This is a genomic window from Planctopirus sp. SH287, assembly GCF_056500625.1.
Map to the genome: position 1 here is coordinate 5,271,559 of NZ_CM151403.1, position 24,290 is coordinate 5,295,848.

20 protein-coding genes are annotated in these 24,290 nt (G+C 54.6%); 13 read left to right on the top strand and 7 right to left on the bottom strand.

Annotated features, from left to right (window positions below):
• Window positions 1-116: 116 nt before the first annotated feature.
• On the bottom strand, window positions 117-455 hold the full coding sequence (locus SH287x_RS19650) for a hypothetical protein (RefSeq protein WP_479516098.1): 339 nt from the start codon (window positions 453-455) through the stop codon (window positions 117-119).
• A gap of 403 nt (window positions 456-858) precedes the next feature.
• Here SH287x_RS19650 and SH287x_RS19655 point away from each other — a divergent pair, with 403 nt between their 5' ends.
• From SH287x_RS19655 to nrdR, 3 genes are all read left to right on the top strand, one after another.
• Window positions 859-1,092 carry a hypothetical protein gene (locus SH287x_RS19655; RefSeq protein WP_479516099.1) on the top strand — a complete coding sequence of 78 codons (234 nt, stop codon included), beginning with the start codon at window positions 859-861 and terminating at the stop codon, window positions 1,090-1,092.
• A 323-nt stretch (window positions 1,093-1,415) separates the two neighbouring features.
• Entirely contained in the window at window positions 1,416-3,305 is a 1,890-nt protein-coding gene (locus SH287x_RS19660; RefSeq protein ID WP_479516100.1) for a polysaccharide biosynthesis protein, read from the top strand.
• A 234-nt stretch (window positions 3,306-3,539) separates the two neighbouring features.
• Window positions 3,540-4,001: a transcriptional regulator NrdR gene (gene nrdR / locus SH287x_RS19665; RefSeq protein WP_479518743.1), complete on the top strand. Its 462-nt coding sequence runs from the start codon at window positions 3,540-3,542 to the stop codon at window positions 3,999-4,001.
• Window positions 4,002-4,146: 145 nt separating this feature from the next.
• On the opposite strand, the gene SH287x_RS19670 is transcribed toward nrdR, so the two are convergent.
• Window positions 4,147-4,725 (bottom strand): DUF4269 domain-containing protein, encoded by a 579-nt coding sequence (locus SH287x_RS19670; protein WP_479516101.1) that lies wholly within the window; start codon window positions 4,723-4,725, stop codon window positions 4,147-4,149.
• Window positions 4,726-4,883: 158 nt separating this feature from the next.
• Between SH287x_RS19670 and fliN the strand changes: the two genes are divergently transcribed.
• The 6 genes from fliN to SH287x_RS19700 all read left to right on the top strand — a co-directional run bounded on the left by fliN (window position 4,884) and on the right by SH287x_RS19700 (window position 11,600).
• Window positions 4,884-5,471, top strand: coding sequence for a flagellar motor switch protein FliN (gene fliN, locus SH287x_RS19675; RefSeq protein WP_479516102.1), 588 nt, complete (start codon window positions 4,884-4,886; stop codon window positions 5,469-5,471).
• A 329-nt stretch (window positions 5,472-5,800) separates the two neighbouring features.
• Window positions 5,801-6,427, top strand: coding sequence for a FliO/MopB family protein (locus SH287x_RS19680; protein WP_479516103.1), 627 nt, complete (start codon window positions 5,801-5,803; stop codon window positions 6,425-6,427).
• Complete coding sequence (fliP, locus tag SH287x_RS19685) at window positions 6,424-7,503, top strand: flagellar type III secretion system pore protein FliP (RefSeq protein WP_479516104.1); 1,080 nt, start codon at window positions 6,424-6,426, stop codon at window positions 7,501-7,503. Before SH287x_RS19680 ends, fliP begins: the two co-directional genes overlap by 4 nt.
• Window positions 7,504-7,761: 258 nt before the next feature.
• Entirely contained in the window at window positions 7,762-8,037 is a 276-nt protein-coding gene (gene fliQ, locus SH287x_RS19690; RefSeq protein ID WP_479516106.1) for a flagellar biosynthesis protein FliQ, read from the top strand.
• Window positions 8,038-8,097: 60 nt separating this feature from the next.
• The gene (locus SH287x_RS19695) at window positions 8,098-9,090 is read left to right on the top strand and encodes a flagellar biosynthetic protein FliR (RefSeq protein ID WP_479516108.1); all 993 of its coding nucleotides are present in this window, start codon (window positions 8,098-8,100) and stop codon (window positions 9,088-9,090) included.
• A 137-nt stretch (window positions 9,091-9,227) separates the two neighbouring features.
• Window positions 9,228-11,600 carry a peptidoglycan D,D-transpeptidase FtsI family protein gene (locus SH287x_RS19700; RefSeq protein ID WP_479516109.1) on the top strand — a complete coding sequence of 791 codons (2,373 nt, stop codon included), beginning with the start codon at window positions 9,228-9,230 and terminating at the stop codon, window positions 11,598-11,600.
• Window positions 11,601-11,616: 16 nt separating this feature from the next.
• Here the strand turns inward: SH287x_RS19700 and SH287x_RS19705 are convergent, their stop codons facing one another.
• Both SH287x_RS19705 and SH287x_RS19710 read right to left on the bottom strand, forming a co-directional pair.
• Window positions 11,617-12,123, bottom strand: a complete 507-nt coding sequence (locus tag SH287x_RS19705) for an NUDIX domain-containing protein (RefSeq protein ID WP_479516110.1) — start codon at window positions 12,121-12,123, stop codon at window positions 11,617-11,619.
• Between the two features lie 170 nt (window positions 12,124-12,293).
• Window positions 12,294-13,109 (bottom strand): enoyl-ACP reductase FabI, encoded by an 816-nt coding sequence (locus SH287x_RS19710; RefSeq protein ID WP_479516111.1) that lies wholly within the window; start codon window positions 13,107-13,109, stop codon window positions 12,294-12,296.
• Between the two features lie 501 nt (window positions 13,110-13,610).
• On the opposite strand from SH287x_RS19710, the gene SH287x_RS19715 reads away from it, so the two are divergent.
• The 3 genes from SH287x_RS19715 (at window position 13,611) to SH287x_RS19725 (ending at window position 17,528) form a co-directional block, all read left to right on the top strand.
• The gene (locus SH287x_RS19715; protein ID WP_479516112.1) at window positions 13,611-14,336 is read left to right on the top strand and encodes a hypothetical protein; all 726 of its coding nucleotides are present in this window, start codon (window positions 13,611-13,613) and stop codon (window positions 14,334-14,336) included.
• A gap of 125 nt (window positions 14,337-14,461) precedes the next feature.
• Window positions 14,462-16,267 (top strand): outer membrane protein assembly factor BamB family protein, encoded by a 1,806-nt coding sequence (locus SH287x_RS19720; RefSeq protein WP_479516113.1) that lies wholly within the window; start codon window positions 14,462-14,464, stop codon window positions 16,265-16,267.
• A gap of 304 nt (window positions 16,268-16,571) precedes the next feature.
• Window positions 16,572-17,528 carry an SDR family oxidoreductase gene (locus SH287x_RS19725; RefSeq protein ID WP_479518744.1) on the top strand — a complete coding sequence of 319 codons (957 nt, stop codon included), beginning with the start codon at window positions 16,572-16,574 and terminating at the stop codon, window positions 17,526-17,528.
• Window positions 17,529-17,820: 292 nt separating this feature from the next.
• Here the strand turns inward: SH287x_RS19725 and SH287x_RS19730 are convergent, their stop codons facing one another.
• The 3 genes from SH287x_RS19730 to SH287x_RS19740 all read right to left on the bottom strand — a co-directional run bounded on the left by SH287x_RS19730 (window position 17,821) and on the right by SH287x_RS19740 (window position 22,576).
• Complete coding sequence (locus SH287x_RS19730) at window positions 17,821-18,846, bottom strand: sugar phosphate isomerase/epimerase family protein (protein WP_479516114.1); 1,026 nt, start codon at window positions 18,844-18,846, stop codon at window positions 17,821-17,823.
• A gap of 1,843 nt (window positions 18,847-20,689) precedes the next feature.
• Window positions 20,690-21,733: a hypothetical protein gene (locus tag SH287x_RS19735; protein WP_479516115.1), complete on the bottom strand. Its 1,044-nt coding sequence runs from the start codon at window positions 21,731-21,733 to the stop codon at window positions 20,690-20,692.
• A gap of 420 nt (window positions 21,734-22,153) precedes the next feature.
• Window positions 22,154-22,576: a YybH family protein gene (locus tag SH287x_RS19740; RefSeq protein WP_479516116.1), complete on the bottom strand. Its 423-nt coding sequence runs from the start codon at window positions 22,574-22,576 to the stop codon at window positions 22,154-22,156.
• Window positions 22,577-22,851: 275 nt separating this feature from the next.
• Between SH287x_RS19740 and SH287x_RS19745 the strand changes: the two genes are divergently transcribed.
• Window positions 22,852-24,258: a Gfo/Idh/MocA family protein gene (locus SH287x_RS19745; RefSeq protein ID WP_479516117.1), complete on the top strand. Its 1,407-nt coding sequence runs from the start codon at window positions 22,852-22,854 to the stop codon at window positions 24,256-24,258.
• Window positions 24,259-24,290 lie beyond the last annotated feature (32 nt).

Below are 24,290 nucleotides of genomic sequence, written 5' to 3' on the forward strand. Positions count from 1 at the left end.
TCAGGTCATTCGCGAACTCTCTGGGAAATGAGTGATGGCACCAGGGATTCGGCCTTGGGGGATCTGGGGCTGATCCCTGTGACATCAAAGCCTGTCGCGTCGACTGACCTACTCGATTACCAACCGCAACCGGGATACCAGGGGCGTGGTGCAGGGTAGACTGGTGCCACGGGATACACAGGGACTGGTCGATAGACCGGAGGATAAGGGCGATAAACCGGACCGCCATAGATCGGGCCGGGATAACCTCGGTTGTATCCCACACCAAACCCGCCGCCACCGATGGAAATCGAGAGCGACTTGTTCGATCCTCTTCCATAATGGGGGCCACCGGAGGGATACCCGCCATGGTGGTGGCCGACGGTATGCACAGGTGGCCCCGCCTCGGCGGTGCTTCCGGTTGCCAGGCCCAACGCCACAATTCCAACTGCCGCGATACTCAGAAATGTCTTCATTTCCCGTCTCCGTTTCTCAATATTCATTGAAACACCTCTGTCATCCATTTCCTCTGGATCAGAGATGCCAAAGTGAATCGCAACGGCCGGGCCAAAGCTTCATAGCTGAAGAAGTTTTCCATAACACCTTTTATTTTCAGCAGTTATTGCCGAATCCTCCATTTTTAGGATTCGCTCACATTGATTCTGTTGAAATCAAACTGAATACTCCTCCGGTGTTTTGACGGCAGCAACTTCCGAACGCTCACCCCGCTATTCTTCCTGTAGGTTATGGATTACGTACACTTCCAATCCGCTTCAAGCTGCGCATTTTCACTGCCGATACAATATGTAGCCACCACTTTCTCCACAGACTCACTGAATTCCCGATTCGTCTTCACCAAAACGAGTCGGAAGGTAAGCTATGAAGCCTTTGATTTTCCGCAGGAACGCTCAACACGCGGAGACAGAAGCGCTGCGGCCTTTACTGCTTCAACTCAAGCAAAACCTGCAAGAAAACAGGCAGTGGGAAGAGATTATTGAGACTCTCTATCAGGAATGGCGAGAGCAGCAGTTGGTGCCCAATAAGCAGGTTCCCCCTCAGGTCAGAACGGAATTTCGTTCAGTGGCATTTCCGATACAGGAAGCCAACCTCTGAAACATCGTGAGCGTCAATTCTCGGTCAAAGAGGCGTCGGCAAATTCCCCAGAACGATTTCCAACATAAGTAATGACGGGGTGATTGTTTGCGACACTTGTCGCACTGTCATGTCGCCACATTCCGACAGCATGTTTTGTCAAGAAATTCGTCGGCAATTGCCGAAGACCGCTCTCGACAGGCTGTTCATCATTCATTACTTAACGAGGCTCATCGCTGGACGTTCAGGAAGAATGTCCAGCGGATATTTCCCGAATCAACCCCCACGACCAAAGCAGGATGCTCGCCGGTGAACTTCACCGGACATCGTGAGGAAACCGCCAAATGCCATTTCGTCAGTACATCATCCCCCCTGTTTACCTGGCAATTTATGCGCTAACCTATGTGTTGGCGTTTTCTCTCCGTTTTGATTTTGAAATTGAAACGAGTGCCTGGCAGACGTTAATGCGCACCATTCCTCTGGTGATCGCCGTCAAATGTCTCGTCAATCTGCTGACTCAACAATGGCGACGAAAGCACCGCTACACCTCGCTCATTGATGTGGTTTACATCACGGGTGACGCCTTCTTCGCCGCGATACTGATGTTGGCCATGAATGCCTTTCTCCCATCTGGGGGAACCATTCCCCGTTCAATCGTACTGATCGATCTGATGCTCACCGTGCTGGCGATTGCAGGTCTGCGCTCGGTCATTCGCGGCTACTGCGAATCTGTCCATCCGCGGATTCATCGCAAGTTAGGTGGCATCTCCGAAATCCCCACCCGTCGGGCCATCATTTATGGAGCCGATGTCAACTCGGTCGCGATTCTACGAGCCATTAAGAGCAGTCAATCCGAATACCGGATTTGCGCGTTTATCGACCCCGAAGGTCACGCACAATCGGGAATCATTGGCGAAGCTCAGGTCTTCAGTGGTCAGGTCGATCTGGCAACCGTCGCGACCAGGGTTCGAGCCGAACTGCTGCTGATCCCGTCCTCAACTTCCGGCCGCGTCGTGCGGGAATTACTCATTCAATGCCATGATGCCGGTCTGTTGGCACATGTCATTCCTGCCGTTGATGAAATCGTCAACGGACGTTATCGGCTGGCCACCCGCGAAGTCACCATCTCTGATCTGCTCCGCCGTGATCCGACAAAACTGGATATGGACGGCATGCGAAAGTATATCTCAGGCCATCGTGTCCTTGTGACCGGGGCTGCGGGAAGTATTGGCTCGGAACTCTGTCGTCAAATCCTGGCATTGGGGCCAGAAACTCTGGTGCTGCTCGATCAGTCCGAGTTTGGCATTTTCACGATGGAGCAGGAACTTCTCACCACCACCACAGGCGGCACACGCCTGGTCTATGAAATCGCCGATATCCGTGACGCTGATGCCTTGGCGCAAGTCTTCTCGGATCATCGCCCGCAACTTGTTTTCCACGCAGCGGCCTACAAGCACGTTCCCCTGATGGAATCGAATCCGCAGGAAGCCATCCGTAATAACGTCTTTGGTACGAAAACTCTGGTTGATACTGCCGACGAGTTTAATGTCGAGCGATTTGTGCTCATCTCGACCGACAAGGCGGTTCGCCCCACGAATATCATGGGATCGACGAAGCTGTTCGCCGAGAAATACCTTCAGGCCACTTCGCAGAAGTCCAAGACGCAGTTTATGACCGTCCGCTTCGGCAACGTGCTGAACTCGGCTGGCAGCGTTGTTCCCACTTTTCGCCAGCAGATCGAAGAGGGCGGCCCCATCACGGTCACGCATCCCGACATGGTGCGTTTCTTCATGACGATCCCTGAAGCCGTACAGTTGGTGCTGCAGGCAGGAGCTATTGGCACCACCGGCGGCGTGATGATTCTCGACATGGGCGACCCTGTTAAGATTCTCGACCTCGCCCGCGATATGATCTATCTCTCTGGTCTCAAATACCCCGATGACATCGACATTGTCTTCAAAGGCCTGCGCCCTGGCGAAAAGCTCTATGAAGAACTCTTTTATGAATCCGAAGTGAGTGCCGAAAAGATCCACGATAAAATCTTCCTGGCGCATCGGGCACCGATCTCCACCCGGTTAGTCAAAGAGTCGCTGGCGCGCCTGCAATCGTCTCTCGCGTTGTCCCGCACAGCATCCGCTGAAACGCTCCGGGACATTACGGCTCAGTTCGTAGCCATCGATGAAGGCCAGCCTCTTCCCGAAACCATTGCGCCGCCTCTTAAGAAGGCCGCTTAGTGCCGCGTCATCATTCAAGATTGAGGTTGAATCCGTTGCGATGTCACACGGCAGAAGACGTGACATCGCATCGAACCTCAAAATAAAGCGACATCACGGCACTAGGCAACATCGCTGGCGGGCGGTAGCCTCATGCTGGGGAAAGAGGTGCAGCGGGGCGCTCAGGACGAATACATCGCTTCCAGCCACAGGATAGGCCGGGAAGCGATCCACCGGGATGCGAAACCACTCACCATGATGTGTCCATTCTGCAGACATAGCGAAACGAAAGTCATCGACTCGCGAACGAGCCAGGATTATATGATCCGTCGCCGTCGCGAGTGCTTAGGCTGCGCACGCCGGTTTACAACCTACGAAACGATTGAAGAATCGCCCATTCGCGTGATCAAGAAGGATGGCTCCCGTGTCCCCTTCGATCGCGACAAAATTGTGGCCGGCCTGGAAAAAGCCTGCTATAAACGCCCGATCTCACCGCAACGGATTGAAGAAATCATCTCGGTGATTGAGCGGGAACTCTACGAAAACTTTGATCGTGAAGTCCCTTCCCGGGAAATCGGCGAGCGGGTGATGGAGCAGTTACGAACACTCGATCACGTCGCGTTTGTCCGCTTTGCTTCGGTTTATCGCGAGTTCAAAGACGTCAACGACTTCGTCGAAGAACTCCAGCCCATTCTTCGCGGCGAGAAAAAACGATAGTGCCGCACCACGGCTTTGTTTTGAAGTTCAATCCGCCGCCACGTTCTCTGTTGTCAGACTTGGCAATCTGTTGAAACCGCTTTCCAAGTGAGATAGTCCCGTCCTCGCTGTGACTTTTTGTCAGTGAGAGTCATTGTTTTATTGATCAGGAATTGCGTCTTTCGACGAGTTCCTGCAGCTGTTCCTGACTCCAGTGTTCCAGTTCCAGCAAGGCCACGTAGGGATCACCTTTCAGTCCCAGCACCTGGGCAAACGCCGGTTCCGTTTTGATTCCCCGGGCTTTCAGCGAACGGATATCGTCCCCCAGCGCCGGGCCACCGACCCGCAACAGAGCCTCTTCCACCAGCAGATGACGATAGCCCCATTGGTCAGAAACAGGGACATTCTGGGCGAAAATCTCAATCTCAAATTCACCATACCGTCCATTGGCCACAAACGACACATGCCCCTGGATCGTCCGAAGACGTGAACGGTATCCCTCCAGTTGCGGACTGAGCAGAGCGGCACGTTGCTCAAATATCAATAAATCAGTGGCGTAACAGAGAACATCCAGATCGCTGCCGGGAACGTCGATTTCCAGAGGGATTGTCCCTGCCAGCACAGGAGTGAATTCGGCCAGAACGTCAGCCACTCCCAGCGAAAGAAGAACCTGTTCGGCGGCCCGTTGCCGGGGATTCGCGTTCAAAAACAGGGGTTCACACAAAGCAAATCTCAGTTTCTCCATGCCCGAAACCTCACATTGACCCGTTTTCCATTCCCGATTACACCACCTCTTGAGAAAAACCGGCAAAGACTGCCGACTGATGACTCATCGCCATCACTTCATTATCTCAATGAAATCATGGTGGTGAGAACCGTTCGTGAAAAGGAAGTTCAAACATCGTGTCTGGCGATATGGGTGATCTCCTCAGCCCCGAAGAAATTGAAGCCCTGATGCAAGCGGCTCGCGGGGAAAGTGTGGGAGGAGCACCCGGTGGTGAATTGTTCGGATCCCCTCTGGCTGGCAATGCCGGATCAGCGGGTTTCGGCTCACGAACGCCAGATCATGGTTCCAGCCGGGGAGCGCCTGCTGAACGAACACTTCGCCAGGCTGAGCAACAACTGGCGGCTGCCATGGCGGCCGATCTGCCGGATCGTTCGACTCGCGGAACCATCCCTGGTGAATCGCCACTGCCATTTCAGTTTGAAGAGTTTGGCCCCCCTCAAAGTCAAAAAACCTCCAGTCCCATTTTTCCGCTGGATGCTTTGCAGGATGTCGAGCTGGATATTCGCATCGAGCTGGGACGAACCGAACTGCTCATTGATGAAGTGATGCAGCTTCGTGAAGGAGCCGTGGTGCCTTTGGATAAACTCGCGGGCGACCCGGTCGATATTCTCGTCAATGGTAAGTTGCTCGCTCGCGGTGAAGTGCTGGTGCTTAACGACAATTTCTGCGTGCGAATTGCAGAAATTTTGACTCAGGATGGCTGACCCTCGATTCAGGAGAGGCCATGCGGCTCACCACGATTTCCCATCATCAGGTAACAAAAGCCGTGTCACGGCTTTATCCTGGGGTTTCATGCGTAGTGCCGTGTCACGGCTTTGTCCTAGGGTTGATGTCGCCGCAACGTCCTCCGTTGTCGGACTTAACAACAGAAGAGACCCGAATTTTATACTTTGACAATGCAGTAGTCACGTCCTCCGTTGTCGGACTTGACAACCTGTTTAGCTCTGCTTTTCAAGTTGAAAGAACCACGAGATTTTCGCGACCGCATCTTGTCGGTGCCAGCGATTTTTCCAGGCAGAATGGCCGATGGTTTGTGGTTTGGTTGACCCTGTTTCTGATGGGCTGTTTCTCTCTGACAAGTGAGTCATCAGCTCAAGAGACGCAGCCATCACGAGGCATCCCTGTTGTCAATCAGCGCAACAGCATCAATAGCAACAGCACTGGCAGTCAATCCGTAGAACCAGCCAGCTTCCGACCCGGTATTCAAGAGGGCCTGACTCCCGCCTCAACCGGTTCAGAGTCAGGCAAGTCACTTCCCGCACGAGGTGCAAGCCGGTCGACGACCAGCAACTCACAGCGAACCGCGTCTTCAGGATCTTTATGGTGGACGGTCGGCGCACTGGCGGCAGTTCTGATCATGGCCATGATCACGCTTCCCTGGCTGAAGCGACACATCCCCGGCACTGTCCAACCGCTGCCGGAATCTGCCGTTCAGGTTCTGGGACGACGTCCTCTGGAACCCCGCGTTTCATTGCAGCTTGTCCGCATCGGCACGCGCGTGCTGGTTCTGGGAATCGGGCCGGATGGAGCACGCACACTCAGCGAAATCAACGATCCCATTGAAGTCGATGTGCTGGTCGGTGCCTGCCGATCCAGTTTCGCAGAGTCTTCCACCGTCAAAAGTTTCCAGCAGTTCTTTGAGCGAAAGGCCCGCTCATGAATTTGCTCACAATTGGCCAGCATGTGCGGCACTGGATGCTCTTCTCTTTGCCACAGCCCTATGGCATGGGGTGGCAGAGACAGGCGTTTCTTCTGCTGGGCATGGCCATCGTCTGGGGAGTCTTCGCTCAAGCCGTGTTCGCTCAGGCCGTGCTGCGTGAGAACAGCCCCGGTGTGATCCGTTCTGACCGGGCGGTTCCTGCGGGAGAGACACATCAGACAGGATTGACTGATGCGTTTGGCAGTTTCCCCACGAATTCACCGAGTCAGCCGGCCACTGCCAATTTTGGTGGTCAGACCTCCGTACCGGGTCTCACACCCATGGGACTTGCTGCCCCCCTGTTACCGGCCGGGCTGGATGCTTCAAATTTGACATCACGCAGCGGGCTTTCAAATACACTCAAAATCATGTTCCTGCTGACAGTGCTCACACTGGCACCCAGCATCCTCATGATGACCACCTGCTTCATCCGGTTTGTGATCGTGCTGGGATTATTGCGGCAAGCGCTGGGAACCCAGCAGTTGCCACCCAATCAGGTCATCACCTCCATCTGCCTTTTTCTCACGTTTCTTGTGATGGCTCCGGTCTGGACGGAAGCCTATGAAGCGGGAGTGCGGCCCTATACTTCTCCTCGGCCCGGCGAGCCTCTGATCGATGAATGGACGGCCTTCAACCGAACGGTCGCTCCGATTCGCAAATTCATGGCAGAACAGATCGATCGCACTGGCAGCAGCGACTCCGTCTGGATGTTCATCGATTTCCTGCGACCGGCGGAAGACAGCCCCGCGCGAAGCACCTGGCAGGAACCAGAAACTTACGAAGACGTGCCTCTCGTGGCCTTGTTGCCCGCTTATATGCTCAGCGAATTGAAGGTCAGTTTTCTGATTGCTTTTCAGATTTACCTTCCCTTTTTGATCATCGATATGGTCATCTCATCCATTCTGATCAGCATGGGGATGATGATGCTTCCTCCTGTCCTGATCTCACTCCCGTTCAAGTTGCTGCTGTTCGTCATGATCGATGGCTGGTTCCTCACTGTGGGCATGCTGCTCGAAAGCGTCCGCCCTTCAGGATAAGAAGGCGGAGAAGCCAGAAATCAACCCTCGCCCGGTCTTTCGGGAGAGGGTGGCCGCAAGGCCGGGTGAGGATCTTTCCGATCGATATCGCGAGCCAAACCATATTCCCCAGGGATGCCGGGCGATTTGTAATAAGGCCTCTCATGGATTGATCACACAATAGATTTGAATCCGCCCTCACCCCCACCCTCTCCCATCGGAATGGGCGAGGGAGCCGCCTGATGGCTCTTTCCAACCAGAAAACAGTCCCTTCTCGTTATGACCCCAGACACTGCCGTTGAACTCTGTCGGAACGCGGTCGTCATCACACTGATGATCTGCCTTCCCAGCCTGATGTCTGCCATGCTGGTGGGCCTGGTGATCAGTCTTGCGCAGGCCGTCACGCAGTTGCAGGAACAGACACTGAGCTTTGTTCCCAAGCTGGTGATCATGGTTCTGGTCGCTCTGCTCACACTGCCGTGGTCAATGAATCTGATGGACAGTTACGCCTACGACCTTTACACAAGCATCCCCGACCGATTGTCGAGCGAATAGAACCTCACCCATCGCGCCCTTTCAGCCACCAACCACCAACTTCCAACAAATCAGATCACTATGTTTTCTTCCCTCTGGCCTCAGGCCGTCATGCTGGCTGCCATCGCTCACTTTCAGATTTTTCTGTTAGTGCTGGTCAGGCTTTCGGGCCTGGCACTGGTCGGCCCACTGCTGGGAAGCACTTCTGTACCGATGAATGTGCGGGCGATTCTGATTTTCGTACTGGCATTATTGATCACACCGACCATTGCCATTCAGACCGAACGGGGCTTCGCCCTGAGGGATGCCGATCAGAATGAAGTTCTGTCAGGCGATGAGATCTCCCCTGCTCTTGCGGCTCGCTTTGAAAATCACCCCGATGATTCCGAGAGCCAACATCCGCCGGTTCATTTGACTCAGGACGAATACACCGCCTGGCCCTCGGCTCCTTCCAGCCTGGGAGCATTAGTGCTGCTTCTGCTGGGAGAGCTGGTGATTGGCCTGTTTCTGGGCTTGGGAATTCAGATCATCCTGTCGGGATTGCAGATGGCGGGACAGATCATCGATCAGCAGGGCGGCTTCGGTTTAGGAGAAGTTTTCAACCCCGACTTGAAGACAAACGCTTCGCAAACCGGCCAACTGCTGTTCTGGCTGGGAACAGTGATCTTTCTGGTACTCGAGCCGATCGGCGGACATCTGGTGATGCTGAAAACACTGGTGGAGAGTTTTCAAACCATCCCTGTCGGACGAGCGTTCTGGGAGCCGGCCAGTGTGGAAATGCTCAACCATTTGATGCAAGCGTCCTTCTCGCTCGCCATTCGATTTGCTGCTCCCATCATGCTGGTCATGTGCCTGGTGGATGCAGCCATTGGATTTCTGAGTCATACCGTGCCGCAGATTAACATTCAGGCCGTCGGTTTCTCGTTGAAAGCCATGGTCAGCCTGCTGTTGCTTGTCACCTTATTCAGCGGGCCAGCGACTCTGGTTTCCAATACGTTGAATGAAACTTTGCAAACCTTGAGACAAGGATTAGAACTCCCCGCGCCCGGCGATCCACCACTCATGGGCAGCTAAGTCATCTGTTGTGACCGGGCCAGTGCGGAAGAACAACAGCGAAGTCAGACAAAAGCAAAAAACCACACTGGCATGCCCACAATCAAAGAGGATAAACGACTCTTCCCAACCAACAACTGGCAACTGACAACAACCCCATGTTCAATGCCCCTCATTCCTGCTTTCACGATGCTGACAGCGGCCCGCCTCGCGGCTGGCTGGATCATCCTGCCACGCGATTGAAGGTCATCACTTGCCTGTTTTTGATTCCATTGGCCGTTGTCGCTTACCGCCTGATTCAGTTGCAGATTTTCCATCAACCGCAGTTCACTCAGGTCTTTGAAGCGACCACCACCAGGACTGTCGATATCCCTGCTCGCGATGGACGGATTCTGGCCGCTGACGGAGCACCGCTGGCGATCGATGCCGAAACCTATGAACTGCGGGCCGATTATCGCTGGCTGGAAGAACCACCCCATCCTGAATGGTTGAAGCGGCAGGCCTATCAGCGGCTCTCTCGCCGGCAACGCCGCGAGACATCAATGGTCGCCTCACAGTCAGCACGATTGCTGCACGAACGGGCCGAAATGTGGCAACGACTCTCTTCGCTGCTGCAAATTTCTGCAGAGGACCTTTCCAGCCAGCGGCAGGAAATTCAATCACGAATCGAGCGGATGCGCGCCCACATTCTGGATCTGCAGACTCAGAAGCTTGAGATCTCGCCTCCCGCAAACGACCCTCTGAAACTGACAAAAACAGCATTCGATGCCACGCCAACAGGTTATTTGGCTGCCGTCACATTCCAGCTTGATGGACTTTGGAAACAGTTCCATCGTGAACTCACAACTCCCCCTGCCCGCAAGTCGGATGAGCCGTTTGTGCTGGCCGAAGAGTTGGAGAGCCATCCTCTGGTCGCCAAAATCAACGAAGAAGCGGCCTCAGTTATTCGTGCCCATCCGGAGCAATATCCCGGATTGGAAGTGCGAGTCCTGACCCATCGGGTTTATCCCGCAAAAACCGTGGCAGCCCATCTTCTGGGTGTCCGCACGCCCTTGAGAGAAGAAGAAACCCTCCAACGAAAAGAACGCTGGCCTGAGGGCGATCCTCTCGATTACCGCACGGGTGACCGGATCGGACGCAGCGGACTGGAGCTTTCCTATGACGCGCAATTGCACGGACTGCGCGGCCTCAAAAAAATTACAAAAGATCGCAATGGGAACATTGTTGATGAGCAGATCATCAGACAGGCACGTCACGGGACGGATCTGTATCTCTCGCTCGATGTCGCTGTTCAAAAGTCTGCCGAAGCCCTGCTGAATGACGCTCTTTCAGGAGCAGCCGCGACCTCAGAAAAAGCCTCGATGGGGATTTCTGCGAACAAAACTGAGAATGCCAATGAAGAGGTAAACCCCACCCCATCAACCTCCAAAAACCAGGCACCTACTGGAGGAAGCATTGTCGTGATCGATGTTCGTACGGGGCAGGTCATCGCTGCTGCCAGCGCTCCGGGATACGACGCCAATCTGCTGACTTCGCCGACACCCGAAGAATGGGAGAGGCTCTCCAGCGATGTACGGCGTCCCTTCTTTCAACGCGTCACACGCATGGCGATTGCACCTGGCTCGACATTCAAACCCCTTTCGGCGATTGCCGGCCTGGAAGCTGGCATGAAGGCCGGCGCGTCGATCGACTGCGTGGGCTATCTCGATCAACCGCACCGTGATCGTTGCCTGATTTTCCGTCATTATGGCGTTGGGCATGGTGAAACCACTTTGAGTGACGCACTGTGCCAGTCATGCAATGTCTACTTCTTTCAACTCGCCCGCATGACCGGCCCGACTCCTCTTGTGGAAACGGCCCGGCAGTTCGGGTTTGGTCAATTGAGCGGGATCGATCTTCCTTTCGAGCAGACCGGACTCCTGCCGACTCCCGACACTGCCACCAAAGCTCGGCCCTGGTATCCCGGCGAAACCCTGGGCCTGGCCATTGGTCAATCACGCCTGCAAGTCACGCCCATTCAAATGTGCCGGTTCATGGCGGCCATTGCCAATGGAGGAGAGTTGATCACCCCCAGGCTGAAATCAAACTTCTCACCATTACTGGTCGATACGGAACTGATGAATTCCGAATCGGCATCATCTGATCAGTCTCTGGTTCAAACGGCCAGAGGAACGCCACACCGCCTGCGACCGCAGACTCTCGCCACTGTTCAGGAGGGAATGTTTCGGGTGGTGAATGACCCCAAGGGAACTGCCTATAAGACGGTCAGACTCAAGGAGGTTGAAATCGCCGGGAAAACAGGAACGGCAGAAGCTGGCGGAGGACTGCCCGACCATGCCTGGTTCGCGGGATATGTCCCCGCAAAACAACCCCGGTACGCGATGACCGTGGTGCTGGAGCATGGAGGGAGCGGCGGAAAACAGGCCGGCCCCATCGCTCGCGAAGTCGTCCGCGAGATGCTGAAACTGGGACTCGTGACAACAGGTACACTGGCCCAATATTCCGAAGTCTTACCGGCACCGCTTCAATGACCGGACAGACTCTGTTTCATGCGTTGCGGGCAACAAGCATCGAAAGGATGCGGACATTTGCTGAAGGGAACTTGAGCTTGGGCAAGTCCGTCAGTGGCACCCAACGAAAAGCCCCTTCCAGAGTTGTCTCTGGCGTTGTTTCCATGCCAGGTTGACATTTCCAGAACTCGATGCGAAATGTCTCTGTCAGACCATCTTCAACAACTTTCGAGTGTTCCCACACATCAAGTTGCTCTAAAGGATGCACTGCCAGTCCCGTCTCTTCGAGACATTCCCGGCAGGCGGCGGATGAAAAATCTTCTCCCGCTTCAACCTTACCGCCGGGAAACTCGGCCAACCCCGCGAACGACTGCCCCGGCTGACGTTCACCAACAATAATGTGGCCATCGACAACCACAATCGCCACACCAATTCGCTTCCAGCGAACACCCATAATCAGTTCTTTAGAAGTGTTAGAGTCAGGCTCCCGCCTGCCCATGGCTTTTTGATAGGCAGAAGCCTGTTCAACATCCCCGAAGAACATCCCAAGAAAAAAACATCCTGGCGGCGTAAGACCCATTCGTGAATAAACGACTGACTCCCTACGCCGCCCCAAGCCCCGCAAGGGGAAGCAGGCCAACGAGCCTGCGGATCTTTAGCCCACGTCCCGGCCGATAGGCCCAAACCCCGCGAGGGGCAAACCCCGCAAGGGGGTTAGGATTTGGAGGGGAAGGCGTCGAGGGGAGGTGCACCCATGATGTGGTATCCTGAATCAACGTGGAGTGTCTCGCCGGTGACGCCGGTTGACATATCGCTGAGGAGATAAACGGCTGACTTGCCGACATCTTCTGCGGTAACGTTCTGGCGCATGGGCGACATGGTGTCGTACATGGCCAGCATCAGATCGATCCCCTTGACGGCGGACGAACTGAGGGTGCGGATGGGGCCGGCACTGATGGCGTTGACGCGGATTTTGCGTTGACCAAGTTCGGCAGCCAGGTACTCGACGGCTGATTCCAGAGCCGACTTGCACAGACCCATGACGTTATAGCCCGGGATCACTTTTTCACCGCCCAGGTAGGTCAGAGTGATGATGCTGCCGCCATCGTTCATGATCTTCTGGGCACGGTGCACGACGGCCAGCAGGCTGTAGACGCTGATATCCATGGACATCTTGAAGCCTTCGCGGCTGCAAGCATGGACATCACCCTTCAGGTCGTCAATCGGTGCATAAGCAATCGAATGAACGACAAAATCAATCTGGCCCATTCCTTCGTGAATGGCAGCGAAAGCCTTATCCAGATCTGCGTCGTTCTGAACATCGCAGGGGATGACATGCTTGGCACCGAGCGGATCCACCAGCTTGCGAACCCGGCGTTCCATCTTGGGATTTGCCGGATCTTTGTCGGGCAAGAAGGTGAAGGCCAGTTCGGCCCCTTCAGCGTGCAGCTTTTCGGTGATTCCCCAGGCGATGGAGTAATCGTTGACCAAACCGAGAATCACACCCTTTTTGCCTGTGAGCAAGCCCATCGTCGATATCCTTCCGCCGATCCCTGATTTTCAGGGAGTTTCCATCATGATCCTGAACGAGATCCGGCTGGTCACCCCAACTTCCAAAAGAAAATGGGGTTAAAGCCCGACCACAATGTCCCTGAACATATCGGCCATTGAATCAACCAGCAACCACAACCGCATCTCCCGGCTTTTCCTGAGCGCCATGGCTCCTCTTTGGAAATTCACACGGTGATCCTGCCGGGACATCACTTTGCGTGATCCGCATGACGCAACGGGATGAATTGGGGAGTGAACGACTCTTGGTGTCCGGAAACGCTTCGGAGCCAAAGCAGCGTCATTTCGCCGAATGCCTCAAAATTCTTATTGACGAAATACGACAGAACGTCAATCATCCTGACGTATTGACTTATTTTGTCAGTACGGCAGGTTCGTGACAGGAAAGTGATGAGCGCGACCTGCGTGCCTGTTCCGGCAGGTCGTCATGCGTTTGGGATACACGCAGTCAAGGGAGTCTTCATGCGTCTGACATTCAGCATTCTGTCGATAATGTCTTTAGGATGTGCTTTGGTCGCTCTGGGTGGAGAGCCTGTCTTGCGAGGCGAGGCTTTTCCGGCCAAAGGAGGCCAAGCCCCGGTTTTCATGGTCGAGCGGGGAGTGAAGGAAACGGAGCGCGGCCGCGTTTATTTTGACCGTTACACCGATCAGAACGGGCAGCTTGCCACTTCCATAGAAGCGGCTTACGAATCCGGAAAGCTGGTGACAGTGAAGTTTGACCAGCATCAGTTAGGAGAGACCTCAACCGCCGAAATGAATCACGGCAAAGTGACCTACTCTCACACATCGGGCGGCAAGACGAAGCAGAGCACGGAAAAGGACACAGGGGAGATGGTCGCGGCCCCTGCGATTCCTGACTTCATCATTTCAAAATGGAATGAACTTCAGGCGGGCAAGGCTGTTGAGTTCACGATGCCAATTCCTGCCCGTCATCAGGCTCTGGGCTTCAAGTTGTCGAAAGAGAAGGGCTGGTCACAGTCGGGGCGGGCTTTCACCGAAATCAGAATGGAACCTTCAAACCCGATTTTTCGCACACTGGGTGAGCCAGGATATTTCGTCTTCGACGATCAGAGCAAGACGCTGGTGGAGTATCGCGGAAGAACGGTGGCCAAGACAGGGACTGCGGGGAACTGGAAAGATTTTTCCGGGCGGGTCGTGTACCGCCGGGCTGCTGAGACCACGAAGTGACGCATCGCAACTCGTGATGGTGGCAGCAGAAATTGTCACGTCCGCCAATGGCAGGAATTTTCCAGACGCTTTCATGCTTCGCAACTCACGTGAAATGAACCGGCATTGATCATTGAGAAAATACGATGACATCACAATCAGCGATTCCTGCTCAGCCTCCTCTCATGAAGACCTCGCTGCGCTGGTGGCCAGCGGCCATGCTGGTTGTTGCCATGTTGCTGTTGCGGATGAGTCTGACATTGGCCGAATCGTCGTCGATTCTGTTGATCATGACCTGTTTTTTCGGGCCAGCGTTAGTCAGTCTTTTGATCCTGGTCTGGTGGCTGGCTTTCAGTCGGGCCACCAGACGTGAACGAATTGTTGGCGCGGCGGGAGCGATCGCATTGATCGTGATCTCGATCCTCCTCCTCCATCCCACACTGACCGGGATGAGAGCCATCATGTTCGTAGTTCCTTACGGCTTTGCAGCCTTCGCGGTCACGCTTTGTCTCCTGGCTTCACGTCCATCGTTACGCCTTCCCCTATCACTGATCGCGACGGCGCTGACGGTCGGCTACTGGGATCTTCTGCAAACTTCCGGATCGACCGGTGCATTCGTGCCGCAACTCTCCTGGCGCTGGGAGCAGACAGCCGAAGAAAGGTTCCTGCAAACCATCGCCACCACTCCCGCCGCGTCTGTTCCTGCCCTGACACCTGCATTTACAGAGACGATTACCGTTGCTTCTGCGGAATGGCCCGCTTTTCGGGGGCCGCAGCGGGATGGTCGACAACCGGGCATTGTGTTGAATACTGACTGGGTGCAGACTCCCCCGAAATCGATCTGGAAGAAGCCGATCGGCCCGGGATGGTCGTCATTTTCTGTGGCTGGGAATCGGCTCTTCACCCAGGAACAACGCGGCGACGACGAAGCTGTCGTCTGTCTCGATGCCACTACGGGCGATGTCCTGTGGGTCAGTGCCTATCCCAGCCGGTTCTGGGAAGCGACAGCCGGGGCCGGCCCGCGTGGCACTCCCACAATCGCCGATGAAGGACTGTTCGCATTGGGAGCCAACGGAGTGCTGGTCGCGCTCGATCCTTTCACAGGGATCAAACGTTGGACGCGAGATTTACAAAAAGATGCCGGCCGTAAGCCACCCATGTGGGGTTATGCCTCTTCACCCCTGGTGACACAAGGACTGGTGGTTGTGTATGCCGGTGGAGAGGGTGACAAAGGCGTGTTGGCTTATCGCGCGATTGACGGTGAACTGGCCTGGTCGGCTCCCTCGGGAGATCACAGTTACAGTTCTGCTCAACTGGCAAAGTTCGATGAGGTGTCAGGGCTATTGATGAGTACCAACGCCGGACTCCAGTTTCTTGATGTGGCAGATGGTCACATCCTCTGGAACCATCCGTGGCCGGTCGAGAACTATCGCGCCTTGCAACCGTTGGTTTCTGGAAACTCGATTCTCTTCACAACCAGCCTGGGGAACGGCACGCGCAAGATCACCGTCCAGAAAGTCGATTCCAACTGGATGATCACTGAGGATTGGACATCCCGCGAACTCAAAGCCGACTTCAACGACTTCGTGGAATATCAAGGGAACCTCTACGGGTTCGATGGCAACATTTTCACCTGTGTTTCTCTGGAAACTGGCAAGCGTCTCTGGAAGCGTGGTCGCTACGGAAGTGGTCAAGTGCTGCTCTTGCCCGATGAAGGGCAACTCCTCGTCACCAGTGATACCGGCGAGATCGTGCTGTTGAAAGCTGATCCTCAGAAGTCTGTCGAACTCGCCAAAGTCCCGGCCATTGAAGGAAAAACATGGAACCATCCCGTCCTCATTGGTTCCCGACTTTACCTTCGCAATGCCGAGATGGCAGCCTGTTATGAGCTTGCTCTGGATTCAAATAATCACTCTGAAACAGCCACAGGCCTCACGACAGCAGGCAAGTAAAACCGGCATGCGTGCCATGCTTGCGGCTCTGAGCAAGCATCATGACTTCATGATGATCAATGCACCATTTCAAATGGCGAATCGTCTCAGAGTCGATCCGTGAAAGCTCCCTCGCCCGCTTGCGGGAGAGGGCTGGGGTGAGGGTCTGATGCATCACCAGCGAACCACTGGCAACATTCGCCCCTTCACCCGGCCTCCGGCCACCTTCTCCCTCAGAGAGAAGGATTTATCGTGATGCTTCAACAATCGATTCGAGAATGTCTCGACTCATCAACAACCATCGCAGGAGAAGGTCATGAATCACATGAGTCAATGGACGGCTCGCGATATCCCAACGCAACATGGCCGTTCGGCCGTCATCACCGGCACGGGAGGTATCGGGTTTGAAGATGCCCTGGCACTGGCAAGGGCTGGTGCCGAGGTCATTATCGCAGGCCGCAATTCGGAAAAAGGGCAGCATGCGGTATCCAGAATCCTCAGCGAAATTCCCTCAGCGACCGTCCGTTTTGAGCCACTCGATCTGGCAAGCCTTGAGTCGATCGCAAACTTTGCTTCACGCCTGCATGACCAGAGAGATCATCTCGATTTGCTCATTAATAATGCCGGTGTCATGGTGCCACCAAAACGGCTTCTGACGATGGATGGTTTTGAACTGCAACTTGGCACCAACTACCTTGGTCACTTTGCGTTGACGGCGCAACTATTGCCTCTACTGCAAAAAGGGAAGAATCCTCGTGTCGTGACCGTCTCAAGCATTGCGGCAAGAAATGGCATGATCGATTTTGATGATCTTCAGGCCCATCACAACTACCACCCCATGAAGGTCTACAGTCAATCAAAGCTCGCCTGCATCATGTTTGCCCTGGAGTTACAACGACGCAGTGAAGCCGGGGAATGGGGCGTTACCAGCATGGCTGCTCACCCGGGTGTGTCACGCACTGACCTGCTTCACAACGCCCCGGGGAAATGGAGCACGATTGGCATGGCCCGTAGTTTATTGTGGTTCCTGTTTCAGCCGGCACCACAAGGCGCGTTACCAACACTCTTTGCCGCCACGTCTGCGGAGGCAATGCCAGGAGCTTATTACGGCTCCAGACATCTTGGCGAAACCCGAGGTGGCCCGGCTTTGGCAAAAGTTCCTGCGCCGGCTGCCGACAAGAGACTTGCTGCAAGACTCTGGGATGTCTCCGAAACTCTCACGGGTGTCGCCTTCCCATCCATCATGGCTGGCAGACAGGTTTCCAACACATTCTTGGTTTAGAGCCTGTCTGGGAAGGCTCAAATCCTTCTCCCTTGAGCATTGGTCTCTACACATCTCGGAATCAAGATTGAACTGGAAAAAACATCCTCTGAAAAAGTAGAAAAACGTCCTCAAAGAGATCGTTAGATTCACAGAATAGGCAAAACAGGATAGCTGGGTTTCAGGTGATGTCCCTCTACGCTTCGTGTTTTATCGTATTATTTTGGGGTTTTTGAGATGTGTAGAGACTAATGCTCCCTTGAGAGAGAAGGTGGCCGCAGGCCGGATGAGGGGGAGTATTCTCGGACAGTCGCTAAGAGTTGGCAAAAGCCGCCCGCAACATTTCCAGACTTTTGGGAATCGCGGTAGCGGCGGGTGCTTTTCCTTCAAACTCCAGCGAGAGATACCCGCGATAATTCGCTGCTCGCATTAACGCGGCATATTTCTTGTAGTCCAGATCCAGTGTATACCAGTTCCCGCCCCCATAATAAGTTTTTGCTTGAACCAGGACAGCGTGAGGCATCAAAGCCTCAAACTGCGAGTACTGATCATCAAGAAAATTCCCGGTATCCACAGTCGCCTGAAGCCAGGGGGAATTGACAGCCTGAATCACACGCAGAACACCAACTGCCGTTCGTCCTAATCCCCAGTGATTTTCCAATCCCATCACCACGCCGAGTTTCTCAGCTTCAACTGCGCATTGAGCGAATGAATCGTTCACCCACTGGAATCCTTCGTCTTCGGTAGACCCCGGAAGAACGGGTTCAATACCGCGATGAGCCATCAGGTCATCGAAGTTCTTGCTTGTTCCCCATGTGCCGGTATTCACACGAATTGTCGGGATGCCCAAATCATGCGCCAGTTGAAGGCAATGAATTGTGTGGGCAATGTTCTTTTCCCGGACTTCCCGCTTGGGAGAAACAAACGTCTGATGCGTAGACAACCCAATCAGCGGCATCCCTTCCTTGAGTGCACACCGTTTAATGGATCGGATGCCAGTCGGTGTTTCATCCGTCATCTGCCGATGCAGAATTTCTACGCCATCAAAACCATAGGCCGAAGACTTCTCGATGCACTCTTCAATCGAGAGCTTTTGGTCGGGCTTAAATTGCCAGAACGAGTAGGTCGAGACTCCAATGGGCTGCGTTCGAGCCGCGGGCTTGGCGGGTGTGGTCTCGTTCCAGTCGACACCCTGGGCTGAAGCTGAGCGAGAACCCAACATTCCCCAGGCAGCCGCCGCAGTGACCACCGACTGCGCCAGACACGCTCTTCGTGACAGCGAACGGGGAACGAGAGAATCATCATGAAGCTTGTTTTTTTGCGTTGACTCAAAATTCATGACCAGAAGCTCCAGGGAGAAAACCAACGCTTATAAAATGATGTTTCTCACCACAGAATTGCAACCCTGTTCTGTCTCAGTCGTCTCGTATTTGATAGTCTCGCTGCTGACGCGCTGGGTAGCACAGGTTGGTCGTCTGCGACCTACCTGTGTGCCGTAGGCAAAAGAGGTTTGTTGCCAGCGATGTAGTAGCAACGTAGGGCAGGCTCCCGCCTGCCGATTCGGCTACTGAAGGTTTTCAACGCCCTGGCCACAAGTCGAACAACGGACGCGGGGTGGAAGAGCGGCAGGCCTTGTTTTTATCGGCCATCAGCCTCTTGTTCTTCCAGCACACAGGTCGCTGGAAACGGGCTACCTGCGCCACCCTGCGGGACGAACGAGAAATAACTCTTACATCACCTCATACGGCATAACGAGCCGGAAGCGTCAGCGACGGACATTGGTGTTTTCGTCTTGCAAACAGCAACGTAGGGCAGGCTCCCGCCTGCCGGTTCGTGGGTGACCCAGCAACGTAGTAGTCCGCCTCGGCTAAAGTTATAGGGATCAGCATCCTTTTCTGACTGTTTTTCAAGCGAATCGCTGAAACCGGAACCCACATGATGAGTTGAGGTGAAAAAACAGAGTGCATGCCAATGCACCCGTCCCTGCCAATATCAGCTCTCAACTTCCCAAAAAACAAACCCGGCAGCCACTGTCACCAGCAACCACCGGGCCGTTTAAAGGTTCACGAGAAAAATCCACGACCGATCAGGGACACGCAGAGAGTTGCCGACGTGAAGTCACACGTCAGCCCTGCCCGCGGTCTTGAGCACCTGGCCCACCGGGTTTGTTTTCTCTGTCAATCGGTTGTTCTGATTGTGATCAATAGAAACAGCGACTGACAGGAAATGGCCTATCTTTCAAAACCCTGCCTGCTGACAGAGGATGAATCCCTTGTCAGAAGCAGTTTTTGGCCGATTGGCCGAACACCAGATCAAGCTCTCGAATTCGAGATGAGAGCGCCACAGGCCTCTCAAACCGACACTGTCTTGCGACAACACCGGCACAACGCGGCCCTGATCAGCCGCAAATGAAGGAGCTTCTTCCAGATCGCAGTCTGGCACAAAGTACCAGCTTACGAGGCGCGCCCAGCAAAGCTCCTTTAACCTATCATCCCTTGTTGCGCCAAAAACGAGAAATTGAGCAACCGTCAGGAAACTCCCCAACCCTTCTCCCTGAGGGAGAAGGTGGCCGCAGGCCGGATGAGGGGGAAACGCGTGACTCTCGGTGAAAGGGGGCACATCGTCATCGAAGAAGAGATATCTATATCTATCTGAAACACGGATAGTCAAATCCCCCCTCACCCGCAAGCCTGCCCTCTGGCGGCGTAAGCCCCATACGTGGATAAATAACCGACCTTCATACGCCGCCCCAAACCCCGCAAGGGGCTGCAGTGCTGGGTGAGGGATTTTCCAGTGGGTGTTTTCGATAGAGAAATGTGCCTGGAATGCCTATTCGCACAGCAGACACAATGATCGCTTCCTGAGCTTCGGCTCGCCCTCACCCAGCCTCTCCCATCGGAATGGGAGAGGAGCAAATCCATTAACCTCACAACCGCTATCTGGCGGCGTAAGACCCATTCGTGGATCAACAACTGACCTAATACGCCGCCCCAAACCCCGCAAGGGGCTGGCGGCGTAAGCCCCGTATGTGGATGAACGACCGACCTTCATAGGCCACCCCAAACCTCGCAAGAGACAATAAGGAAAGCGGCCACAACGGGGCCGCGAATCTTTAGTACGAGTCCCGGCCGATAGGCCCAAACCCCGCGAGGGGGGGGCTGTTCGGTCTCAGTCGCCAGGCATTATTCAGGGATGACGCAGGCTGCCATTCCAATCCGAAGGTCGTCGGCTTCTGGAGTAATCTCCCAGAGAGAGACATCCTCCAGCCATTTCCGACAGAGACCGTGCGGATCCTGTAAAAGTTGCCAGCCTCTCTGTTCTGAGGCGATTGAAGTCGCCTCCCCAGCCAGCGCTGGCGCGATTCCAGTCACCTCTCGCAGATGCCGGAGGCCGACGTTGACAACAACAGCGTTTAACGTCGGTCGACCGATCACAGCCCCTTGCAACAGCAGCAATGGAGATGGTGACTGAAGAAGAATTTCTCGCCACCAATCCTCAAAGGGCAGTGAGAGCATGAGACGCGTGTTGCTGGCAGAGTCTTCGCACAGTCGTTGCTGGTCATGAGCGGGAGGGCGATGCCATACAACAGGCAGAGAGCCTTCGCAAACCTCTTCCACAAGCTTCTGGCCAACGTCAAGCAACTCGCAGGCAGTCGCAATCTCTTCGGCAGGGACCCAGCGAAAATCGGCCCACAGGGCTGCCACATGCAATCCGGAAAGTCGTTGAAGGCCACGCGCCAGATTCACAAGATCATGTCCCCTCTGAATCCCAGCGGCTTCTTCACTCAGTCGCAATTGAATGGCCACGGGAATCGGCGACTGCCCACTGGTTTCACTCCAGACGTTCTGTAGCAACAGTCCCTGACTGTAATGATCAATGACGACCCCCAACGTTCCCGACAAACCGATATTGTGGTGAAGTTCATCGGCGAATTGACGAAGCGCGTCATCAGTGACGGGGGGAATACGCATCCAACGGTCAGGCAATGATTGTGATGCAAAGGGTTGAGCTTTGTGCCATTGATCAATCCCCGCGGGAGCCTCTTCGAGAGTCCAGGGGAGGCGAGAGTTCCAGCGATTAACCGCCTCAGAAAGGCGTTCTTGCGAAACTTTAATCACTGGTGGCTGGCAAGGTTCAAAATAGGTTCGACCTCTTTGCCGCTGAGCAAAATCGACCACGGAATCGAATGTGATCAGGCCCGTTTCAACAGCCCACACCAGCGGCATGAGAGAGTCCCAGGGATCAAAAGGAGAAAGCGTCAATCTGAACTGACAGATTCATCAGCCATGGACTGAAAGCCGACCAACGAGCCTGAAAACAACCTCAAAAATCAGCCATGACAAAGCGGTGAGACCACCAATGCATCCAAGTGGTTGTAATACGTTCCTATCCATCGCCACCACAGAAATGATGACATCAAAAGAATTTCGCCACACTCATTGATAGCAAAAATTTTGAAGCGGATGAGTTCGCGAGTGACTGGCAGAAAAAGATAAAATGGCCAGCCGTGGCCCACGGCGCTTCCGTGCAAGGCGAGGAGTCTAACCACAACACCCGGTCGGGACAAACGAGGGTTTCAGATTTTTGTAAACGCCCCAATTCTCCTGCCTGTCATCAGAAGTTCCCTGTCATGCGACAACCGGATTTTATGGTTGATTATTCGTGGCCGTAAGCTTTGTGGTATTGACGGGTGATAACAGATTAGCATCGCGCGCCAATCGCCATGAACCATCCTTTTGTCGACGAAAGACGGTCATCGCATAACCTGCAAGCTGCAAGGCCGCTTGGCCATCAAGAGGCGTGACTTTAACCGCCAATTGACTGCGGCTGTATGCCACATCACCCGAGATGACCAGCTCTTCCAGTTGAGCAGTGGCATCGATCTGCATCTGCTGCCGATTCTGTTCACAAGCGGCAAGGAACTCCGCTTTACCAAAAGGGGCACGCCCCGGCGTGAGAAAGACGACATCCTCTGTCATGAGAGACGATAGCCGTTCCACATTGCCCGTGGCGGTTGCCTCCAGCCAGTCGAACTGCAAGGTGCGTATCGAGAGTTCATCCTGGTGCATGCAATTTTTTTCTATTGATAAAGGGTTGGCATGACTCAGCCGGAACAATCCGATGTGTTGTGGCAAAAACTGATCCCGGATTCCCGTCACAAGGCATGTTCATGATGCCACTGGTCGAGACTGAGCTACAAGGGATTTTCAAAAGGTTGTCCATAGAACGGAAGATTCCGTCTTGCTTCACACTGATCCGTCGGCCACCCTTTCTGAAAAGAAACTCAATGACCTGATGCTCATAACAACTGATGCGCTGCGTGGTATTCACGAGGAGCCTGCTGATGACCACATTCCCACCTCATGACGTTCCCTCCGGCTCTCCACGACGAGATTTTCTCACCACCACAGCCAGCCTGTCGACAGCCGCCCTCCTGTCCACAATGGGCCAGAATTCTCGCGAAGCACGGGCACAGGCACCAGATAGCGTTCCATTGAAGGAGAACGTTCCTGTTGTTGCAGAAACGGTGCGTGTCGGAGTGATGGGACTGGGACGTGGCATGGCTCATGTCCAGTCAGCTCTGGCGTCGCCGGGCGTCGAACTGGCCTGGGTCTGTGACGTGGATGAAAAACGCGTGACCAGCGCAATGAAAGTCATCGAGCGCCAGTTGGCTGCGTCGTCTGAACGTCGTTCACCGCCGCAAATCACCAGCGACTTTCGCAAAATCCTCGATGACTCATCAGTCGATGCGTTGATCATCGCAGCTCCCAATTTCTGGCAGGCGCCCGCGACGATACTCGCTTGTGCCGCCGGCAAACATGTATATGTAGAAAAGCCGGGGAGTCATGATCCACAAGAAGCCATATGGATGGTGGAAGCCGCTCGCAAGCATCAACGGCTCGTGCAGATGGGAAACCAGCGACGCAGTTGGCCCGCCATTCAGGAAGGGATTGCCCGCCTGCATGAAGGCGCGATCGGTCGACTGACTTATGCCCGCTGCTGGTACAACAATTTGCGCAAGCCCGTTGGCCCGCAGACACCCGCCGAGGTTCCCGCTGGCCTCAATTTTGATCTCTGGCAGGGGCCGGTGAAGAGGCGTGAATATGTCAACAATCTCGTGCATTACCAGTGGCACTGGTTCTGGGATTATGGCAACGGGGAACTGGGAAACAACGGTGTTCACGCACTCGATCTGGCCCTCTGGGGATTCGGAGAATCGCATCTCAAAACCGTCAGTTACGTCGGAGGTCATTACCATTTGGGGGCAACGCAACAGACTCCGGACACCGGCGGCTGCCTATTCGATTATGGAACGCATGGCATTCTGTGGGAAGGCAGCAGTGCTCACGCCCGCCGCCCGGACAAGCTCCCTTTCGTCGAGTTTTACGGCGAAAATGGTTCCCTCTCCATCGAGGCCGCTGGCTATAAGGTTTACAACATGGAGGGAGCCGAGATTGCCAAAAACTCGGGCGAAGGAGGCGACCTGAGTCACTTCCAGAACTTCATTGAAGCCATCCGTGGAAATGCCAAGTTGAATTCAGAGATTGAAGTGGGCCAACGAAGCACGCTTCTGTGTCATCTGGGCAATATCTCCTGGCGTCTGGGAAAGACACTGCATGCCAGCAAAGTTCCAGCAGCCGGCAGTCCCTCCCCCAGTACAGAAAAACTCTGGAAGACCAGCCCCGAGATTGCAGCACTCTGGGGACGTAGTCAATATGCCCCCGGGTTTGAGAGTCTGTCTAAGTTCTAGCAAGTGGAAACCCTCGCCCGCGCAGGCGGGAG

Coding starts and splice junctions, on each gene's coding strand:
- SH287x_RS19650 (WP_479516098.1), bottom strand. CDS start 455: ATGAAGACATTTCTGAGTATCGCGGCAGTTGGAATTGTGGCGTTGGGC.
- SH287x_RS19655 (WP_479516099.1), top strand. CDS start 859: ATGAAGCCTTTGATTTTCCGCAGGAACGCTCAACACGCGGAGACAGAA.
- SH287x_RS19660 (WP_479516100.1), top strand. CDS start 1,416: ATGCCATTTCGTCAGTACATCATCCCCCCTGTTTACCTGGCAATTTAT.
- nrdR (WP_479518743.1), top strand. CDS start 3,540: ATGATGTGTCCATTCTGCAGACATAGCGAAACGAAAGTCATCGACTCG.
- SH287x_RS19670 (WP_479516101.1), bottom strand. CDS start 4,725: ATGGAGAAACTGAGATTTGCTTTGTGTGAACCCCTGTTTTTGAACGCG.
- fliP (WP_479516104.1), top strand. CDS start 6,424: ATGAATTTGCTCACAATTGGCCAGCATGTGCGGCACTGGATGCTCTTC.
- fliQ (WP_479516106.1), top strand. CDS start 7,762: ATGACCCCAGACACTGCCGTTGAACTCTGTCGGAACGCGGTCGTCATC.
- SH287x_RS19695 (WP_479516108.1), top strand. CDS start 8,098: ATGTTTTCTTCCCTCTGGCCTCAGGCCGTCATGCTGGCTGCCATCGCT.
- SH287x_RS19700 (WP_479516109.1), top strand. CDS start 9,228: ATGTTCAATGCCCCTCATTCCTGCTTTCACGATGCTGACAGCGGCCCG.
- SH287x_RS19705 (WP_479516110.1), bottom strand. CDS start 12,123: ATGTTCTTCGGGGATGTTGAACAGGCTTCTGCCTATCAAAAAGCCATG.
- SH287x_RS19710 (WP_479516111.1), bottom strand. CDS start 13,109: ATGGGCTTGCTCACAGGCAAAAAGGGTGTGATTCTCGGTTTGGTCAAC.
- SH287x_RS19715 (WP_479516112.1), top strand. CDS start 13,611: ATGCGTCTGACATTCAGCATTCTGTCGATAATGTCTTTAGGATGTGCT.
- SH287x_RS19720 (WP_479516113.1), top strand. CDS start 14,462: ATGACATCACAATCAGCGATTCCTGCTCAGCCTCCTCTCATGAAGACC.
- SH287x_RS19725 (WP_479518744.1), top strand. CDS start 16,572: ATGAGTCAATGGACGGCTCGCGATATCCCAACGCAACATGGCCGTTCG.
- SH287x_RS19730 (WP_479516114.1), bottom strand. CDS start 18,846: ATGAATTTTGAGTCAACGCAAAAAAACAAGCTTCATGATGATTCTCTC.
- SH287x_RS19735 (WP_479516115.1), bottom strand. CDS start 21,733: ATGCCGCTGGTGTGGGCTGTTGAAACGGGCCTGATCACATTCGATTCC.
- SH287x_RS19740 (WP_479516116.1), bottom strand. CDS start 22,576: ATGCACCAGGATGAACTCTCGATACGCACCTTGCAGTTCGACTGGCTG.
- SH287x_RS19745 (WP_479516117.1), top strand. CDS start 22,852: ATGACCACATTCCCACCTCATGACGTTCCCTCCGGCTCTCCACGACGA.